At 72.7% G+C, this 18,482-nt stretch carries 14 protein-coding genes; 9 read left to right on the forward strand and 5 right to left on the reverse strand.

Going from position 1 to position 18,482, the window contains the following annotated elements:
- Positions 1 to 111 precede the first annotated feature (111 nt).
- A complete protein-coding gene (locus ACIBJE_RS01130) occupies positions 112 to 1,635 on the reverse strand; it encodes an NAD-dependent malic enzyme (protein WP_396741471.1) in 1,524 nt (507 codons plus the stop codon).
- A 155-nt stretch (positions 1,636 to 1,790) separates the two neighbouring features.
- Here ACIBJE_RS01130 and hflX point away from each other — a divergent pair, with 155 nt between their 5' ends.
- Both hflX and ACIBJE_RS01140 read left to right on the forward strand, forming a co-directional pair.
- The gene (hflX, locus tag ACIBJE_RS01135) at positions 1,791 to 3,242 is read left to right on the forward strand and encodes a GTPase HflX (RefSeq protein WP_396741473.1); all 1,452 of its coding nucleotides are present in this window, start codon (positions 1,791 to 1,793) and stop codon (positions 3,240 to 3,242) included.
- Positions 3,243 to 3,292: 50 nt separating this feature from the next.
- Positions 3,293 to 4,936, forward strand: a complete 1,644-nt coding sequence (locus ACIBJE_RS01140; protein ID WP_396741475.1) for a hypothetical protein — start codon at positions 3,293 to 3,295, stop codon at positions 4,934 to 4,936.
- 54 nt (positions 4,937 to 4,990) lie between these two features.
- On the opposite strand, the gene lexA is transcribed toward ACIBJE_RS01140, so the two are convergent.
- Positions 4,991 to 5,776 carry a transcriptional repressor LexA gene (gene lexA / locus ACIBJE_RS01145; RefSeq protein WP_396741477.1) on the reverse strand — a complete coding sequence of 262 codons (786 nt, stop codon included), beginning with the start codon at positions 5,774 to 5,776 and terminating at the stop codon, positions 4,991 to 4,993.
- A 515-nt stretch (positions 5,777 to 6,291) separates the two neighbouring features.
- On the opposite strand from lexA, the gene nrdR reads away from it, so the two are divergent.
- From nrdR to ACIBJE_RS01160, 3 genes are all read left to right on the forward strand, one after another.
- Positions 6,292 to 6,798 (forward strand): transcriptional regulator NrdR, encoded by a 507-nt coding sequence (gene nrdR / locus ACIBJE_RS01150; protein WP_396742208.1) that lies wholly within the window; start codon positions 6,292 to 6,294, stop codon positions 6,796 to 6,798.
- Between the two features lie 63 nt (positions 6,799 to 6,861).
- Positions 6,862 to 9,723: a vitamin B12-dependent ribonucleotide reductase gene (locus ACIBJE_RS01155; protein ID WP_396741479.1), complete on the forward strand. Its 2,862-nt coding sequence runs from the start codon at positions 6,862 to 6,864 to the stop codon at positions 9,721 to 9,723.
- 290 nt (positions 9,724 to 10,013) lie between these two features.
- Complete coding sequence (locus ACIBJE_RS01160) at positions 10,014 to 10,256, forward strand: DUF5522 domain-containing protein (RefSeq protein ID WP_396741481.1); 243 nt, start codon at positions 10,014 to 10,016, stop codon at positions 10,254 to 10,256.
- Positions 10,257 to 10,309: 53 nt separating this feature from the next.
- Here ACIBJE_RS01160 and ACIBJE_RS01165 read toward each other — a convergent pair whose 3' ends face one another.
- Entirely contained in the window at positions 10,310 to 10,996 is a 687-nt protein-coding gene (locus tag ACIBJE_RS01165; protein WP_396741483.1) for a metal-dependent transcriptional regulator, read from the reverse strand.
- A gap of 99 nt (positions 10,997 to 11,095) precedes the next feature.
- Between ACIBJE_RS01165 and ACIBJE_RS01170 the strand changes: the two genes are divergently transcribed.
- The 3 genes from ACIBJE_RS01170 to ACIBJE_RS01180 all read left to right on the forward strand — a co-directional run bounded on the left by ACIBJE_RS01170 (position 11,096) and on the right by ACIBJE_RS01180 (position 15,858).
- The gene (locus ACIBJE_RS01170; protein ID WP_396741485.1) at positions 11,096 to 11,941 is read left to right on the forward strand and encodes a sulfurtransferase; all 846 of its coding nucleotides are present in this window, start codon (positions 11,096 to 11,098) and stop codon (positions 11,939 to 11,941) included.
- Between the two features lie 118 nt (positions 11,942 to 12,059).
- Entirely contained in the window at positions 12,060 to 13,241 is a 1,182-nt protein-coding gene (locus ACIBJE_RS01175) for an acetoin utilization protein AcuC (protein WP_396741487.1), read from the forward strand.
- Between the two features lie 64 nt (positions 13,242 to 13,305).
- A complete protein-coding gene (locus ACIBJE_RS01180; RefSeq protein ID WP_396741489.1) occupies positions 13,306 to 15,858 on the forward strand; it encodes a GNAT family N-acetyltransferase in 2,553 nt (850 codons plus the stop codon).
- 94 nt (positions 15,859 to 15,952) lie between these two features.
- On the opposite strand, the gene ACIBJE_RS01185 is transcribed toward ACIBJE_RS01180, so the two are convergent.
- A complete protein-coding gene (locus tag ACIBJE_RS01185) occupies positions 15,953 to 16,360 on the reverse strand; it encodes a VOC family protein (RefSeq protein ID WP_396741491.1) in 408 nt (135 codons plus the stop codon).
- Between the two features lie 94 nt (positions 16,361 to 16,454).
- Positions 16,455 to 17,462 carry an RNA polymerase sigma factor SigB gene (sigB, locus tag ACIBJE_RS01190; protein WP_396741493.1) on the reverse strand — a complete coding sequence of 336 codons (1,008 nt, stop codon included), beginning with the start codon at positions 17,460 to 17,462 and terminating at the stop codon, positions 16,455 to 16,457.
- Between the two features lie 220 nt (positions 17,463 to 17,682).
- Between sigB and ACIBJE_RS01195 the strand changes: the two genes are divergently transcribed.
- On the forward strand, positions 17,683 to 18,471 hold the full coding sequence (locus ACIBJE_RS01195; RefSeq protein WP_396741495.1) for a sporulation protein: 789 nt from the start codon (positions 17,683 to 17,685) through the stop codon (positions 18,469 to 18,471).
- The last annotated feature ends 11 nt before the right edge of the window (positions 18,472 to 18,482 follow it).

The raw sequence follows: 18,482 nt of genomic DNA on the forward strand, positions 1-18,482 counted from the left end.
CCACCCTTCCCGCCGATCACCGCGTTGATCAAGAAGTCTGCGTCAGGAGAACGGCGTTCCGGTGACGCGAACTTCTTGATCAACGCGCCGGTCAGGCGGGCGGGCCGGGGGTCAGGGGGTGGCGGAGGAGGTGGCCGCGATCTCGGGGAGGTTGGCGGGGCCGGGGTCGGCGGCGGGCGGCGGCGTGGCGCCGGGGTTCTGGGCGGCGGCCCGGACGGCGGCGGCCACCGCGGGCGCGACCCGGGAGTCGAACACGCTGGGGACGATCACCGTCGGATTGATCTTCTCCTCGCCGACCACGTCCGCGATGGCCCGGGCGGCGGCGATCGCCATCTCCTCGGTGAACTCCTCGGCGTGCGCGTCCAGCATGCCCCGGAACACCCCGGGGAAGGCGAGCACGTTGTTGATCTGGTTTGGCTGGTCGGAGCGGCCGGTGGCGACCACGGCGGCGTGCTTGCGCGCCTCCCGGGGGTCGACCTCCGGGTCCGGGTTGGCCAACGCGAAGACGATCGCGTCCTTGGCCATGGTGGCGATGTCCTCGCCGGTGAGCAGGTTCGGCGCGCTCACCCCGATGAAGACGTCCGCGCCGGCGACCGCCCCACGCAGGTCACCGGAGTAGTTGTCCCGGTTGGTGTTCTCGGCCAGCCACTGCCAGGCCGGGTTGAGGTCGGGCAGCCCACGGTGCAGCGCACCCTGCCGGTCGCACGCGACGATGTCGCCCACGCCCTGGCGCAGCAGCAGCTTCATGATCGCGGTACCGGCCGCGCCCGCGCCCGAGACCACCACCCGGACGTCCGAGAGGTTCTTGCCCACCACGCGCAGCGCGTTGGTCAGCGCGGCGAGCACGCAGATCGCGGTGCCGTGCTGGTCGTCGTGGAAGACCGGGATGTCCAGCAGGTCCCGCAGCCGGGCTTCGATCTCGAAGCAGCGTGGCGCGGCGATGTCCTCCAGGTTGATCCCGCCGTACGCCGGCGCGATCGCCCGGACGATGTTGACGATCTCGTCGGTGTCCTGGGTGTCCAGCACCACCGGCCAGGCGTCCACCCCGCCGAACCGCTTGAACAGGGCGGCCTTGCCCTCCATGACCGGCAGCGAGGCGGCCGGGCCCAGGTTGCCGAGGCCGAGCACGGCCGAGCCGTCGCTGACCACGGCCACCGTGTTGCGCTTGATGGTCAACCGGCGCGCGTCGGCCGGGTTCTCGGCGATCGCCTGGCAGACCCGGGCCACCCCCGGCGTGTACGCGCGGGACAGCTCGTCCCGGTTGCGCAGGGCGACCTTCGGGCTGACCTCGATCTTGCCGCCCAGGTGGAGCAGGAAGGTCCGGTCGGAGACCTTGCGGACGTCCACCCCGTCCAGCTCGGTCAACGCCTGGACCACCTGGTCGGCGTGGCCGGCGTCGGCGGTGTCGCAGGTCAGGTCGACTACCACGTGGGTCGGGTCGGAGTCGACCACGTCCAGCGCGGTGACGATGGCCCCGGCCTCCCCGACACAGGTGGTGAGCCGGCCGATCGACGACGCGTCGGCGGGCACGGCGATCCGGATGGTGATCGAGAATCCGGCGCTCGGCAGTCGGGTGATGGCCACAGGGTCCCTCCGGTCACGGCTCGGCGGCCCCGGGCGACGCCGCCCCCGCATTTCTACCGGTTCGCCGGATCGGACCGACACGCGGCCCGGAGGGAGGTGACGCGGGACGCGCGTGATCTATCGGTGAACGGGAAAATAGCAGGTGCGGCGGGGCCGCGCGCGTGACACGATTGCTTCGTACCTATCAAAACGGACAGGAGAGCGGTTTGCGAGAGCAGCAGGGCTTCGTCCCGGTCGAGGACGAGGAACTCGACGCCACCACCGGCGAGCTGGAACTGGAGGAGCGTCAGGCGCTGCGTCGGGTGCCCGGTCTCTCCACCGAACTCACCGACATCACCGAGGTCGAGTACCGCCAACTCCGGCTGGAACGGGTCGTGCTGGTCGGGGTGTGGACCGAGGGCACGGTGACCGACGCGGAGAACTCCCTCACCGAACTGGCCGCGCTCGCCGAGACCGCCGGCTCCCAGGTGCTGGAGGGGCTGATCCAGCGGCGCAGCCGTCCGGACCCGGCCACCTACATCGGCCGGGGCAAGGTCGACGACCTGGGCGCGGTGGTCCTCTCCACCGGCGCCGACACGGTGATCTGCGACGGGGAACTCTCCCCGTCCCAGCTGCGCAACCTGGAACAGCGCACCAAGGTCAAGGTGGTCGACCGGACCGCGCTGATCCTCGACATCTTCGCCCAGCACGCCAAGAGCCGGGAGGGCCGGGCACAGGTCGAGCTGGCCCAGCTCGAATACCTCCTGCCCCGGCTGCGCGGTTGGGGTGAGACCCTCTCCCGGCAGACCGGTGGTAGCGGTCGCGGCGGGGGTGCCGGCGGCGGCGTGGGCGTGCGTGGTCCCGGTGAGACCAAGCTGGAGACCGACCGGCGGCGCATCCGCCACCGGATCGCCCGGCTGCGCCGTGAGATCAAGGCCATGCGGACGGTACGCCAGACCAAGCGCGCCCGCCGCTCCCGTAACGCGGTGCCCGCGGTGGCCATCGCCGGCTACACCAACGCCGGCAAGTCCAGCCTGCTCAACCGGCTGACCGGCGCGGGGGTGCTGGTCGAGGACGCGCTCTTCGCCACCCTCGACCCGACCACCCGGCGGGCCACCGCCGCGGACGGTCGCCTCTACACCCTCTCCGACACGGTCGGCTTCGTCCGGCACCTGCCGCACCAGATCGTCGAGGCGTTCCGCTCGACGCTGGAGGAGGTGGCCGAGGCCGATCTCGTGGTGCACGTGGTCGACGGCACCCACCCCGACCCGGAGGAGCAGGTGCGGGCGGTCCGCGAGGTGCTCGCCGAGGTCGGCGCCGACCGGCTGCCCGAGCTGCTGGCGGTCAACAAGATCGACGCCGCCGACGAGGAGACGCTGCTGCGCCTCAAGCGCGCCTGGCCGGACGCCATCTTCGTCTCGGCCCACTCCGGGCGCGGGATCGAGGAGTTGCGGGCCGCCGTCGAGGCGCGACTGCCCCGCCCGGCGGTCGAGGTCCGTGCGGTGCTGCCGTACGACCGGGGTGATCTGGTCGCCCGGGTGCACCGGCAGGGCGAGGTGCTCAGCACGGCCCATCTGCCCGAGGGGACGTTGCTGCACGTCCGGGTCGGTGCGGCGCTCGCCGCCGAGCTGGCCCCGTTCGAGACGGCGGGGAACGCCGTCGCCGCACGTCGTCCGTAAGGGGCTGCCGGGTCGTCCGAACGGTGAGCGGAACATGCGACACTGGGCCCATGCGGCACGCGGTTTCCTCGATCACGGTTGCCTTCGGCCTGCTCACGGTGACCGTGGGGATCGCCGGGGCGGCGGTCGCCGCCCCGGCCCCGGCCGCCTCGGACGCCGCTCCGGCGGCCGGCAAGAAGCGTTGCTCGGTCACCGACGAGCGGCTCCGTGAACTCTCCGGGCTGGTCGCGACGAAGAGCGGCTACATCGTGGTCAACGACAGCACCGACGTCGACAGCCACAAGCGGATCTTCTTCCTGAACGCGAAGTGCGAGGTCACCAAGACCGTCCGGTACTCCGGGCAGGGGCCGCTGGACCCGGAGGACCTGGCCCTCTCCCCGGACGGCAGGACGCTCTGGATCGCCGACATCGGCGACAACATCACCAGCACCAACCGGCGCGAGCGGGTGGCGCTGTGGAGCATGCCGGTCAGCGGCTCGGAGCAGCCCGAACTGCACCGGGTCGCCTACCCGGAGCGCAAACCGCACGACGCCGAGGCGCTGCTGATCGGTGACGACGGCAAGCCCCTGATCATCACCAAGACGCTCAGCGGCAAGGCGGAGATCTTCAGCCCGGCGGCGGCGCTTCGGAAGAACAACGCCGAGCCGGTGCCGATGCAGAAGGTCGGCGAGATCGGCCTTCCCAAGACCACCACCCCCAACCTGCTCCAGGGGCCCGGCCGGATCGCGATCACCGGGGCGGCCCGCTCACCCGACGGTAGCCGGGTGGTGCTGCGCACCTACGCCGACGCGTTCGAGTACGACGTGACCGGCGGCGACATCGTGGCCGCCCTGACCAAGGGCGAACCCCGGGTCACCCCGCTGGCCGACCCGTTCGGCGAGGCCATCTCCTACACCCCCGACGGCAAGCTCTTCGTCACCGTCTCCGACGTTGGTGAGCTGGGCGAGGACGCGAAGGTCGACATCCTGGCGTACCCGCCGTCGAGCAAGGGCGCCGCGCCGGTGGCCGAGAAGTCGAAGACCAAGGAGACGGCTGGCCGTTCGTTCCTGGACGGGCTGAGCCTGGACGACATCACGTACCTGATCGCGGCGGTCGGTGTGCTCGGCGCGCTGCTGGTCGGAGCGGGCATCGTCGGCATCGTCCGGGCTCGTCGCCGCCCACCGAAGGCGGCCAAGCGCGGCGGTGACGACACCCCGTACGTCAGTGGCGAGATGCCGGGCCGCGACGACGTCGACCGCCGTGGTGGTCGCCCCGGCGCTCCGCCACCGGCCGGTCGGGAGCCGCAGCGGGGTGCGGTCTACGGTGGCCAGCCGGCCGGTGGGCGTCCGGCCGGTCGGCCCGGCGGTGGGAACGTCTACGGCGGCGCCGCCCCACCCGCCGGGGGCGCGGTCTACGGCGGTCAGGGCGGGGCGAACGTGTACGGCGGCCCGCCCGGCGGTGGACGCGGTGGCTACCGGGACGGCGGCCGGGGCCCTTCGGGCGGTCGGGGCGGCTACGGCGGCGACGGCGGGTACGGTGGCGGCTCCTCCGGCGGCGTGTACGGCGGTGGCCGGGCCGAGCCGCCGCGCCGGGGTGGTCCGTCCGGTCGACGGCGGGGCGAGCCGGACGAGCACCGGCGCCGGGGCGGATACGACCCGGAGGGGTACGGACCCGCCAACGGTCCGGGCCACGACTACCGGGGCACCCGGTACTGACCTCGACCGCGCGCCCGGCCGCCGGCGGTGAGCGACGGCCCTGGCTGACCGGGGTCAGATGCGGCGGAGCACCGCCACGACGCGCCCCATGATGGTGGCGTCGTCACCGGGGATCGGGTCGAACGCCGGGTTCTGCGGCATCAGCCAGACGTGCCCGTCGCGGTGGCGGTACGTCTTGACGGTCGCCTCGCCGTCGAGCATCGCGGCCACGATCTCACCGCTGTCCGCGGTGGGCTGCTGCCGGACCACGACCCAGTCCCCGTCGCAGATGGCGGCGTCGAGCATCGAGTCGCCCTTGACCTGGAGCATGAAGACCTCGCCCTCGCCCACCAGTTCGCGGGGGAGGGGGAAGATGTCCTCGACGGCCTGCTCGGCGAGGATCGGTCCACCGGCGGCGATCCGCCCGAGCATCGGCACGTACGCCGGCGCGGGGCGCTGCGAGCGGGTCGCCTCGTCGTCGATCATGTCGCTGGGCGGGCGGACGTCCACCGCGCGGGGACGGTTCGGGTCGCGCCGGAGGAAGCCCTTCCGCTCCAGCTCCTTGAGCTGGTAGGCGACGCTGGACGGGGAGACCAGCCCGACCGCCTCGCCGATCTCACGGACGCTGGGCGGGTATCCGTGGCGGTCCACCCAGTCCCGGATGAACTCCAGGATCCGCCGCTGCCGGGCGGTCAGGTCGACCGTGGCCGGGTCGGAGAAAGCGCTGACCACCGGGGCGACCGGGCGCACGGCGGGCTGTCCCGTCCGGCTGCGCGCGGTTCGACGGCGGGTGGCCGGCGGCCCCGCCTCGGCGATCTGCTGCGGGGGCTTCGGCCGGCTGGCCCGGTCCTCGGTCGACACGTCCGTCCTCCCTGGTCGGCGCTGGGTGCCTCGGCGGCTCGTGGTGCGTACGGTGGAGAGCCGGGACGCCTCGACGGCGCCCGCGCCCGGTTGTTCCCGACCGTATAGGTGGGATGGGTCATTTTCAAACGTCTGTACGACCTGATTCCGGCGTGTCGCCGGGAAATCCGTCCCTGGGGTGGATGGGCTTCTGTTTAATGGTACGTCCACTCGAACTCATGTTCGATTCCTGGCCGGTCCGCCGGTAACCGGGCGTCCGGTCCGGGCGTTGGACGTGGGGGGTTCGACGTGACGCGCCGGACGCGCCGCTCAACTTGACCGCCGTCGGTCGGCAGCATACGGTCGACCCCTAGATGTAGTAGTCACATGGGTGTAAGTCGCCTATAGGTTGGGTTCGACTACCGACCGCACTTCTCGTTCGCGCCCACGGCGGCCGGCCATCGACCGATGGTTCCGCCGTGATCACGCGTGTCCGGGAACGGGGCGCGACCGCGATCGATGAAGGAGGTGCGGCGATGCGGTGCCCGTACTGCCGGCACGCCGACTCCCGGGTGGTCGACTCGCGGGAGGCCGACGACGGCCAGTTGATCCGGCGTCGCCGGGCCTGCCCGGAATGTGGCAAGCGGTTCACCACGGTCGAGGAGGCGGTCCTCGCCGTGGTGAAGCGGAGCGGGGTGACCGAGCCGTTCAGCCGGACGAAGATCATCGGCGGGGTCCGCAAGGCCTGCCAGGGGCGGCCGGTCGACGAGGACTCGATCGCCCTGCTGGCCCAGAAGGTCGAGGAGACCGTGCGGGCCAAGGGCGCGGCGGAACTCCCGAGCCACGAGGTGGGGCTGGCGATCCTGGGCCCACTGCGGGACCTGGACGAGGTGGCCTACCTCCGCTTCGCCAGCGTGTACCGGTCGTTCGACTCGCTGGCCGACTTCGAGCGCGAGATCGAGACGCTGCGGGCGGCGGCGCGCGCCCGGGCCGGTGCCGGGAGCGACGGGGCCCCGGCCGTGGCGGCGGACCGCACCAACTGAGTTTTTCCACGGGTAAGTGACGACGCGCGGTCGGGTGGCCGCGCAGACGAGGGGGCGGATGAGATGGCGGGGGACGGCGTGACAGCCAGTCGGACGCGGGCGGCGAAGAACGGTGCTGCGGTCACCGGGCTGAAGGTCGAGCGGGTGTGGACCACCGAGGGGGTGCACCCGTACGACGAGGTGTCCTGGGAGCGCCGGGACGTCGTGATGACGAACTGGCGGGACGGCTCGATCAACTTCGAGCAGCGCGGGGTGGAGTACCCGGAGTCCTGGAGCGTCAACGCGGCCAACATCGTGACCACCAAGTACTTCCGGGGCGCGGTGGGCACCCCGGAGCGGGAGTGGTCGCTCAAGCAGCTCATCGACCGGGTGGTCGGCACCTACCGGGCGGCCGGTGAGAAGTACGGCTACTTCGCGAGCCCGGCCGACGCCGAGGTCTTCGCCCACGAGCTGACCTGGATGCTGCTGCACCAGGTGTTCAGCTTCAACTCGCCGGTCTGGTTCAACGTCGGCACGCCGTCGCCGCAGCAGGTCAGCGCCTGCTTCATCCTGGCCGTCGACGACTCGATGGACTCGATCCTCGACTGGTACAAGGAGGAGGGGCTGATCTTCAAGGGCGGCTCCGGCTCCGGGGTGAACCTCTCCCGGATCCGCTCCTCCCGGGAACTGCTCTCCTCCGGTGGCAACGCCTCCGGCCCGGTCAGCTTCATGCGCGGCGCGGACGCCTCGGCCGGGACGATCAAGTCCGGTGGGGCCACCCGGCGCGCGGCCAAGATGGTCATCCTCGACGTGGACCACCCGGACATCCAGGAGTTCGTGGTCACCAAGGCGCGCGAGGAGGACAAGGTCCGCGCGCTGCGGGACGCCGGCTTCGACATGGACCTGGGTGGCGCGGACATCGTCAGCGTGCAGTACCAGAACGCCAACAACTCGGTCCGGGTCTCCGACGAGTTCATGACGGCGGTGGAGAACGACGGCGGGTTCGACCTGCGCGGCCGGCTCGACGGGGCGACCATCGAGACGATCGAGGCGAAGAAGCTCTTCCGCGCCATCTCCCAGGCCGCCTGGGAGTGCGCCGACCCGGGCCTGCAGTACGACGACACGATCAACGACTGGCACACCTGCCCGGAGACCGGGCGGATCACCGCCTCGAACCCGTGCTCGGAGTACCTGCACCTGGACAACTCCTCCTGCAACCTGGCCTCGCTCAACCTGATGAAGTTCCTCCGCGCCGACGGCGGCTTCGAGGTGGAGAAGTTCGTCCGGTCGGTCGAATTCGTCATCACCGCGATGGACATCTCGATCTGCTTCGCCGACTTCCCCACCGAGAAGATCGGTGAGACCACCCGCGCCTACCGCCAGCTCGGCATCGGGTACGCCAACCTCGGCGCCCTGCTGATGGCCTCCGGCATGCCGTACGACTCGGAGCAGGGGCGCTCGCTCGCCGCCGCGATCACCTCGCTGATGACCGGCACGGCGTACCGCCGCTCGGCCGAGCTGGCCGGCATCGTCGGCCCGTACGACGGCTACGCCCGTAACGCCGAGCCGCACAAGCGGGTCATGCGCAAGCACGCCGCGGCCAACGACGAGATCAAGCCGAGCGGGACCGTCGCCACCTCGATCGTCCGCGAGGCGACCCGGCAGTGGACCCAGGGCAACAAGGTCGGCGACCGGAACGGCTGGCGGAACGCGCAGGCCAGCGTGCTCGCCCCCACCGGCACCATCGGCCTGATGATGGACTGCGACACCACCGGTGTCGAGCCCGACCTGGCGCTGGTCAAGTTCAAGAAGCTGGTCGGCGGCGGTTCGATGCAGATCGTCAACCAGACCGTGCCCCGCGCGCTGCGCAGCCTCGGCTACCCGGAGGAGCAGGTCGAGGCGATCGTCGAGCACATCGCCGACCACGGCCACGTGGTGGACGCCCCCGGCCTCAAGCCGGAGCACTACCCGGTCTTCGACTGCGCGATGGGCGAGCGTTCGATCGCCCCGATGGGACACGTGCGGATGATGGCGGCCGTCCAGCCGTTCATCTCCGGCGCGATCTCCAAGACGGTGAACATGCCGGAGGCGGCCACCGTCGAGGACGTCGAGAAGATCTACTTCGAGGGCTGGAAGCTCGGCCTGAAGGCGCTGGCGATCTACCGGGACAACTGCAAGGTCGGCCAGCCGCTCTCGGTGGCCAAGCCGAACAAGGGCACCGAGACGGCCCCGGCCGCGGTCGAGAAGACCGTGGAGCGGGTCGTCGAGTACCGCCCGGTGCGCAAGCGGCTGCCGAAGAAGCGCCCGTCCCAGACGGTCAGCTTCTCCGTCGGCGGTGCCGAGGGGTACCTCACCGCCTCGTCGTACCCGGACGACGGCCTGGGCGAGGTCTTCCTCAAGATGTCCAAGCAGGGCTCCACGCTGGCCGGCGTGATGGACGCCTTCTCGGTGGCCATCTCCATCGGCCTCCAGTACGGCGTGCCGCTGGAGACGTACGTCAGCAAGTTCACCAACATGCGGTTCGAGCCGGCCGGGATGACCGACGACCCGGACGTCCGGATCGCCGCCTCGGTGATGGACTACATCTTCCGTCGCCTGGCGCTGGACTTCCTGCCCTACGAGACCCGTGCCGAGCTGGGCATCTTCACCGCCGCCGAGCGGACCGCCCAGATGCGGGCCGAGGCGGAGGCGGCCGAGGGCGGCGCGGACCTCGCCGCGATGGCCGCCTCCGCCCCGGTCGAGTCGAAGCCGGAACCGGCGGCCGAGCCGGCCGTCGCGGCCGTCGCCAAGCCGGCGGTGCCGGCCGGTTCGTCCACCGAGCTGCTGGAGGCCGTGATCGGCAAGGCCGCCGACGCACCGCTCTGCTTCACCTGCGGTACGAAGATGCGCCCCGCCGGAAGCTGCTACGTCTGCGAGGGTTGCGGCTCCACCAGCGGCTGCAGCTGAGCGTCGGCACGTCCGGTGATCGGGTCCTGAGACCCGAACTGCCTAGCTGAGAGCACGCGCCGCAAGGGTGCCTCCCCGTTGGTGGGAGGCACCCTTGCCGTTGGCAGGCGAGTGGGGAGACGAGAGCTCGGAGAGCATGCCGTCGATTCGTCTGCTCGCCACCCGCGTCGGGCTGACCGAGGGTAAGGTCACGGCGATGAGCCGGGACGCGGCTGTCGGTAGCCTGCGGAAGTACTGGACCGAAGGAGCATGACCGGCATGGTGCGGCGTTCCGACCCCCGGCGCCAGCCGTGACCGGGAAACGGCTGCCGTTGGCGGCGCGGGCATTGACCGAGCCGCATCCGTCACGCCTTGCGCCGGAGCACCCGGACCGGGAGCGGGTCCTCGCCGCGCACGCCGCCGCGCTGGCCGCCGGTGAGGCCGGCTATCCCGATCCGTCGACCGGGCTCTTCGTGCTCACCGCCGGGTTCCTCGCCCGGCGCGGCACCTGCTGCGGGCGCGGCTGCCGGCACTGCCCGTACGTCACCGACTGAGCCGGACGGCGACGGCCGCCCGGCGCGGCACCGGCGATGCCAGGACCGGCGGTTCAGCCGGCGGCGACGAACACCCGGGAGGCGACCTCGCGGGGGAGACGGATCTTCTCGCCCGAGCGGTCGATGGTGACCGAGTCCCGTTCCTGGGCGACGGTCACGGTGGCACCAGGGTCCACCCCGGCGGCGTGCAGTTGGCGCAGTACGTCCGCGTCGGTCTGCACGCTCTCGCAGATCCGGCGCACGGTCACCGTGCCGACGAGACCGGGGAAGGCCAGATTGCGTTCACCGTCGGCCGCCTCGGTGGGCGGCTGCTCCGGTGTGCCCAGCTCCTCAAGCCCCGGGATGGGGTTGCCGTACGGGGACCGGGTCGGCCGGTTGAGCAGGTCGTACACCCGCTTCTCCACCGCGTCGCTCATCACGTGCTCCCACCGGCAGGCCTCCTCGTGGGCCTCCTCGTAGGGCATCCCGATCACGTTGACCAGCAGCAGCTCGGCGAGACGGTGCTTGCGCATCACCGAGACCGCCGTGCTGCGCCCCGACGAGGTCAGCGCGAGGTGCCGGTCGCCCTCGACGGTGAGCAAACCGTCCCGTTCCATCCGGGCGACGGTCTGGCTGACGGTCGGACCGCTCTGCCGGAGCCGCTCGGCGATGCGGGCGCGTAGCGGCGGCACCCCCTCCTCCTCAAGTTCGAGGATGGTGCGCAGGTACATCTCGGTCGTGTCGACCAGATCATGTTTCACGTCGCAGGTCCTCCCGACCACCGATGCTACCCCGCTGACCGGCCGACGGCCGCTGGCGAACCGCCGGTCAGGACGGTGCGATGGGGTTAACTGGACGCCATGTCCGGTACCGATGATCTACTGGTCGAGGCGGTGGAACTGGCCGTCGAGATCGGTCAGGGCCACCCGCCCACCCTGCTCGACGTCCGCTGGCGGCTCGCCGGCCCGCCCGGTCGGGACGACTATGCCGCCGGTCACCTGCCCGGTGCGGTCTTCGTCGACCTGGACACCGAGCTCTGCGGCCCGCCCGGCTCCGCCGGGCGGCACCCGCTGCCCGACCCGGTCGCGCTCCAGGCGGCGCTGCGCCGCGCGGGCGTCCGGCAGGGGCACCCGGTGGTGGTGTACGACGGCGGTGACGGGATGGCCGCCGCGCGCGCCTGGTGGACGCTGCGCTGGGCCGGACACCGCCCGGTCCGGCTGCTGCACGGAGGCTTCCCGGCCTGGGCGGCCGCCGGCCTGCCGGTCGACACCGATGTCCCCGCTCCCACGCCCGGGGACGTCACCGTTCATCCCGGCGGGCTGCCGGTGCTCGACGCCGACGCCGCCGCCCGACTCGCCGCCGCCGACGCGGCGGTACTGCTCGACGTCCGGGCCGCCCCGCGCTACCGGGGCGAGGCGGAGCCGATCGACCCGGTGGCCGGGCACATCCCCGGCGCGGCGAACCTGCCCGCCCCGGAGTACGTCACCGAGGGGCGCTTCGCCTCCGCCGCCACGCTGCGGGACCGGTTCGCCGCCGCCGGGGTCACCGACGGCCAGCCGGTCGGGGCGTACTGCGGATCCGGGGTGACCGCCGCGCAGACGGTGCTCGCGCTGCACCTCGCCGGCTGGCCCGACGCGGCCCTCTACGTCGGCTCGTGGAGCGGCTGGGTGGCCGACCCGGACCGGCCGGTGGCCACCGGGGCGTAGCCGGAACGCTGACCGGCCCTGTCGGACGCACCCGGAACGCTGACCGGCCTGGTCCGGCGGCGGCGGAGCCCGCCCCGCACGGTGGGGCGGGCTCCGCCCGCGTGCGACGATGAGCCGCATGGCCGACGACACGGTGGTGGTCTGGGACGAGGCGCTGCTCGCCTACGACCTCGGTGACCATCCCCTCGATCCGGTACGGGTGGAGCTGACCGTCGCGCTCGCCCGCGAACTGGGGGTGCTCGACCGGCCCGGGGTACGCCTGGTCCGGCCCGCGCCGGCGGACGAGGCCCTGCTGACCCGGGTGCACCGCGCGGACTACCTGGACGCGGTCCGGGCGGCCCCGCACGACCCGTTCTTCTCGGGCTACGGCCTGGGCACCTCGGACAATCCGGTCTTCGAGGGCATGCACGAGTCCAGCGCGCTGGTGGCCGGCGCGACCGTGGCCGCCGCCGAGGCGGTCTGGCGCGGCGAGGCCCGGCGGGCGGTCAGCGTGGCCGGCGGGCTGCACCACGCCATGGCCGGACGGGCCGCCGGCTTCTGCGTCTACAACGACCCGGCGGTGGCCATCGCCCGCCTGCTCGACCTCGGTGCGGAGCGGATCGCCTACGTCGACGTGGACGTGCACCACGGTGACGGGGTGCAGCAGATCTTCTGGGACGAGCCCCGGGTGCTGACGGTCAGCCTGCACGAGAGTCCCCTCGCGCTCTTCCCCGGCACCGGGTTCCCGGACGAGACGGGTGGCCCGGCGGCACCGGGTAGCGCGGTGAACCTGCCGCTGCCGCCGGGCACCGACGACGCCGGCTGGCAGCGGGCGTTCCACGCGGTCGTGCCGTCGGTGCTGCGCGCGTTCCGCCCCCAGGTGCTGGTCACCCAGTGCGGTGCGGACGGGCACCGGCTCGACCCCCTGGCCGACCTCCGGCTCAGCGTCGACGGGCAACGGGCCACCTACCTGGCCCTGCGGTCGCTCGCCGACGAGCTGTGCGACGGACGCTGGGTGGCCACCGGCGGTGGGGGTTACGCCCTGGTCGAGGTGGTGCCCCGGGCCTGGACCCACCTGCTCGCGGTGGCCACCGGCGAGCCCGTCGACCCGGCCACCCTCACCCCGCCGGCCTGGCGGGCACTGGCCGCCGCCCGCCGCCCCGGCCGGGAGGTGCCGCTGCGGATGGGCGACGGCGTGGACCCGGCGCACGAGCCGTGGCAGCCCACCGGCGAGCCCGACGCGGTGGACCGGGCCATCGCCGCCACCCGCCGGTCGGTCTTCCCGCTGTTCGGGCTCGACCCGCACGACCCGAGAGACTGACCGCGCGACCCGCGCGACCGGGCGTGCGACCGCGAGAGGTGAACCAGCCGGGGAGGTACCGGACGTGACCACGGTGGACCCGCCGGTGGACGTGCTGCTCAGCGACGGTACGACCGTCCAGCTGCGGCCGATCCACCCGGACGACGCGCCGGGCATCGTGGCGATGCACTCCCGATTCTCCGAGCGCACCCGCTACCTGCGCTACTTCTCCCCGTACCCGCGCATCCCGGAGCGGGACCTGCACCGGTTCGTGTACGTCGACCACCACGACCGGGAGGCGTTCGTGGTGCTGGCCGGCGCCCTGATCGTCGCGGTCGGCCGGTACGAGCGGCTCGGCCCCGGCTCACCCGACGCCGAGGTGGCGTTCGTGGTGGAGGACGCCTACCAGGGCCGGGGTATCGGCTCGGTGCTGCTGGAGCACCTCGCCGACGCGGCCCGGCGCGCCGGCATCACCTCCTTCGTCGCCGAGGTGCTTCCGGCCAACGGGGCGATGCTGCGGGTCTTCGCCGACTTCGGGTACCAGGTCCAGCGGCAGTTCGCCGACGGGGTGGTGCACCTCAGCTTCCCGATCGCCCCGACCGAGCAGACCCTCCAGGTGCAGCGGGGCCGCGAGCAGCGCACCGAGGCCCGGTCGATCGCCCGGCTGCTCGCCCCGCGCGGGGTGGCCGTCTACGGTGCCAGCGCCACCGGGCAGGGCGTCGGCGCGGCGCTGCTCGGGCACCTGCGGGACTTCGGTTTCGCCGGGGTGGTCGTTCCGGTGCACCCGAGCGCGGCCACGGTCGCCGGGCTGCCGGCGTACCCGTCGGCGGTCGCCGCCGGGGCACCGGTGGACCTGGCGGTCGTCGCGGTCGCCCCGGAGGCGGTGCCGGCCGTGGTGGCCGACGCGGCAGCCGCAGGGGCGCACGGACTGGTGGTGATCTCCGCCGGGTTCGCCGAGGCCGGCGCGGAGGGTGCGGCGGCGCAGCGGGCCCTGGTCCGCCAGGCACACGCCGCGGGGATGCGGGTCATCGGCCCGAACTGCCTGGGCATCGCCAACACCGACCCGGCGGTACGCCTCAACGCCACCCTCGCCCCGGGCCTGCCGCCGGCCGGTCGGGTCGGCTTCTTCAGCCAGTCCGGCGCGTTCGGGGTGGCCCTGCTCGCCGAGGCGGACCGGCGTGGCCTGGGGCTGTCCAGCTTCGTCTCCGCCGGCAACCGGGCCGACATCTCCGGCAACGACCTGCTCCAGTACTGGCAGGACGACCCGGGCACCGACGTGATCATGCTCTACCTGGAGACCTTCGGGAACCCGCGCAAGTTCGCCCGGCTGACCCGGCGGATCGGCCGGGCCAAGCCGGTGGTGGCGCTCGCCTCCCCGGCCCGCCCCGCCGCCCTGCCCGGCGGCCCGGACGAGGTGGCGGTCAGCGCGCTCTTCGCCCAGTCCGGCGTGATCCGGGTCGACACCGTGGCCGAACTCCTCGACGTCGGGGTGCTGCTGGCCAAGCAGCCGCTGCCCGCCGGCCGGCGGGTCGGCGTGGTCGGCAACTCCTCCGCGCTGACCGTGCTCGCCGCCACCGCCTGCGCGGCGCACGGGCTCGACGTCGCTGTCGGCTATCCCCTCGACGTCGGACCGCAGGCAGGGGCGAGCGAGTTCGCCATGGCCCTGACCCGTACCGCCGCCGACGAGCGGGTCGACGCGCTGGTCGCGGCCTTCGCCCCGCCGCTGCCGGGGCAGCTCGCCGACAGCGACGCGGACTTCGCCGCCGCGCTCTCCGGTGTGCTGGACGCGGGGAAGCCGGTGGTGGCGACCTTCCTGGCCGGCGGGCTCCCCGCCGACGTGCCGGCGTACTCCGGGGTGGAGGAGGCGGTCCGGGCACTGACCCGGGTCACCACGTACGCGGACTGGCTGCGCCGGCCACCGGGCACCCTGCCCGAACTGCCCGACGTCGACGCCGTCGCGGCCGAGGCGGCGATCCGCGCCGACGGCCCCGACCAGGCCAACCGCCTGCTCGCCGCGTACGGCGTCGAGGTGGTCGACTCGGTACCGGTGCGCTCCGCCGACGAGGCCGTCGAGGCCGCCGGGCGGCTCGGCGTGCCGGTGGCGCTGAAGGCGGCGGCCGCCGGGCTGCGGCACCGCCTCGACCTCGGCGCGGTCCGCCTCGACCTGGGCGACCCGGTCGCGGTGCGCCGGGCGTACGACGAGATGGCGGCGGTCTTCGGCGCGGACGCCCTGGTCCAGGCGATGGTCCCGCCCGGGGTGGCGTGTGTGGTGGAGCTGGTGGAGGACCCGACGTTCGGGCCGGTGGTCGGGTTCGGGCTGGGCGGGGTCGCCACCGAGCTGCTCGGTGACCGGGCCTGGCGGGCGGTGCCGCTCACCGACCGGGACGCCCGTGAGCTGGTCGACGAGCCGCGCGCGGCACCCCTGCTGCGCGGCTACCGAGGGGCCGAGCCGGTCGACCTCGACGCCCTGGTCGACCTGCTGCTCCGGGTCGGCCGGCTCGCCGACGAGCAGCCCCGGGTCCGGGCGCTCACCCTGAACCCGGTGCTGGTCCGCGCCGGCGGCATCTCGGTGCTGCACGCCACCGTCCGGATCGGCGCCGCCGCCACCCGCCCGGACACCGGTCCCCGTCGGATCTGACCTCACGGCGGTCAAGATCAGGCGTTTGCAGGGGACCCCTCCTCGCGTCTTGGATGAGCAGGGGTCCCCTGCAAACACCCCAGCCCGCGTGAGGTCACCCCCGGCTGGAGATCTGCTGCACCGCCCAGCTGTTGCCGTCCGGGTCCTCGAAGAAGAAGAAACCGACGTTGTCCAGCGGGTCCGGCACCGGACGCGGATTCTCGCCGACGACCTGGATCTCACTGACCGGAACCCCGCGCGCGGTCAGCTCGGCGTGAGCGCGACGCAGGTCCGGCACGACGAGCTGGAGCCCCCGGAGCAAGCCGGGCGGCATCCGGGGCACGGCGCCGGTGCCGATCACCACCGAACAGCCCGAACCGGGCGGGGTCAACTGGACGATCCGTACGTCGTCGCCCATCCGGGTGTCGTGGTCGACGGCGAATCCGAGCTGCCGGGCGTAGAAGTCCCGGGCCCGGTCGACGTCGGTGACCGGCACCACCACGACCTCCAGCGTCCAGTTCACGACAGCCTCCCTCGATCGACGCCCGCTCGGCCATTCTCCGCCCCTGCACGGCCGAGGGCCCCGGCGAACCGCCGAGGCCCTCGTGTTTGCCGGTTCAGCTCGCGTACGCCTCCAGCCGCTGTGCCCGCTCCGGGTCGCGCAGCTTGAGCAGGGTCACCTTCTCGATCTGCCGGATCCGCTCCCGGGAGAGGCCGAACTCCCGGCCGACCTCGTCGAGGGTGCGCTGCCGGCCGTCGTCGAGGCCGAACCGGAGCCGGATCACCGCCTCCTCCCGCTGGGAGAGGGTGGCCAGCACGATCCGCACCTCCTGGCGGAGCTGGCCGTTGGCGATCTCGTCGCCGGGTTCCTGACGGGGGTCGACGGCGGCGACGAAGTCGCCGAGGGCGCTCTCGCCGTCCTCGCCGACGGCCTGGTCCAGGCTGACCGGCTCCCGGTCGTACGAGATCAGCTCGATGACCTGGAACTCCGGCACACCGAGAGCGACGGCCACCTCGGCGACGGTGGGCTCGCGACCCAGCGACACCGCCAGCTCACGGCGCGACCGGACCATCCGGTTGACCTGCTCGACCATGTGCACCGGGATGCGGATGGTGCGGGCCTGGTCGGCCATGGCGCGGGTGATGGCCTGGCGGATCCACCAGGTGGCGTAGGTGGAGAACTTGTAGCCCTTGGTGTAGTCGAACTTCTCGACGGCGCGGATCAGGCCGAGGTTGCCCTCCTGGATGAGGTCGAGGAAGGCCATGCCCCGCCCGGTGTACCGCTTGGCGATGCTGACCACCAGCCGCAGGTTCGCCTCCAGCAGGTGGTCCTTGGCGGCGCGGCCCTCGGCCGCGACGACCTCCAGGTCCGCCCGGAGCCGGGCGGAGACCGGGGTGCAGGTGCTCAGCTTCTCCTCGGCGAAGAGCCCGGCCTCGATCCGCTTGGAGAGGTCGACCTCCTGCGCGGCGGTGAGGAGTTTGGTCCGCCCGATGCCGTTGAGGTACGCCCGAACCAGGTCGGTCGACGTGCCGCGCTCGTCGGTGGCGTCCAGGTCCACCAGGGTCTCCACGGACGCGTGGTCGTCGGTGTCGGTCGTGGCCGGGGTCATCGGGTGCTCGCTCATCTGCAGAACCATCTCTGTCGCCTCCCCGCGTCAACTTCGCGCGTACCGGGCCAGTGGCGCCGGTGACACACAGCTTGCCGCCAGGCGCGTGAAACGGGAGTGAGGCGATCGGGGAACCGACAGGAACAGCAGACGAACGTGTGGCGGTGTTTGCGCTGGCCGGTTACGGTGCCAGCGGTCGGCCAGCCGGGCCGCCACGACAAAGTTATCGGAGGTCGGTGTGGTCTTCAAGAAACTCATGCAGGCGATGGGTGTGGGCGGTCCGTCGGTCGAGACGGTGCTGGCCAACCCCAACTGCCGCCCGGGCGGACACCTGGAGGGGCGGATCCAGGTGCTCGGTGGGGACCACGCGACGGACATCGAGTACCTGGCGCTCGGACTGGTCACCCGGGTCGAGGTGGAGAGCGGCGACAGCGAGTACGAGACCACCCAGGAGTTCCACCGCCAGCAGGTCACCGGCGCGTTCCGGCTGGAGGCCGGGCAGCGCTACGACGTGCCGTTCCGCTTCGAGGTGCCGTGGGAGACCCCGCTCACCCAGCTGTACGGGCAGCACCTGCACGGCATGACGATGGGGCTGCGTACCGAGCTGGAGGTGGCCCGGGCGGTCGACAAGGGCGACCTGGACGCGGTGGCGGTGCACCCGCTGCCGGCCCAGGAGCAGATCCTCCAGGCGCTGCTGCGGCTGGGCTTCCGGTTCTCCCGCGCCGACGTGGAGCGGGGCCGGATCTACGGCGTGCAGCAGCACCTGCCGTTCTACCAGGAGATCGAGTTCTACCCCGCGCCGCAGTACGCCAGCGGGATCAAGCAGCTCGAACTGACGTTCGTCACGAACCCGCAGCACATCCAGGTCGTCCTGGAGATCGACAAGCGGGGCGGCCTGTTCACCGAGGGGCGGGACGCGTTCGGCCGGTTCACCGTGGACCACGCCTCCGCTCAGCAGACCGACTGGACCGCCCAGCTCGACGGCTGGCTCCGTCAGTCCCTCCAGCGTCGCGGCCTCTTCTTCTGATTCCTCCGACC

The organism is Micromonospora sp. NPDC050187 (assembly GCF_044459745.1).
Taxonomy (GTDB): Bacteria; Actinomycetota; Actinomycetes; order Mycobacteriales; family Micromonosporaceae; genus Micromonospora.

What these genes read in the sequence shown, in the direction of transcription:
- ACIBJE_RS01155 (WP_396741479.1), top strand. Translation starts at nt 6,862, where the DNA reads ATGGCGGGGGACGGCGTGACAGCCAGTCGGACGCGGGCGGCGAAGAAC.
- ACIBJE_RS01170 (WP_396741485.1), top strand. Translation starts at nt 11,096, where the DNA reads ATGTCCGGTACCGATGATCTACTGGTCGAGGCGGTGGAACTGGCCGTC.
- ACIBJE_RS01130 (WP_396741471.1), bottom strand. Translation starts at nt 1,635, where the DNA reads ATGCGGGGGCGGCGTCGCCCGGGGCCGCCGAGCCGTGACCGGAGGGAC.
- nrdR (WP_396742208.1), top strand. Translation starts at nt 6,292, where the DNA reads ATGCGGTGCCCGTACTGCCGGCACGCCGACTCCCGGGTGGTCGACTCG.
- sigB (WP_396741493.1), bottom strand. Translation starts at nt 17,462, where the DNA reads ATGAGCGAGCACCCGATGACCCCGGCCACGACCGACACCGACGACCAC.
- ACIBJE_RS01140 (WP_396741475.1), top strand. Translation starts at nt 3,293, where the DNA reads ATGCGGCACGCGGTTTCCTCGATCACGGTTGCCTTCGGCCTGCTCACG.
- ACIBJE_RS01175 (WP_396741487.1), top strand. Translation starts at nt 12,060, where the DNA reads ATGGCCGACGACACGGTGGTGGTCTGGGACGAGGCGCTGCTCGCCTAC.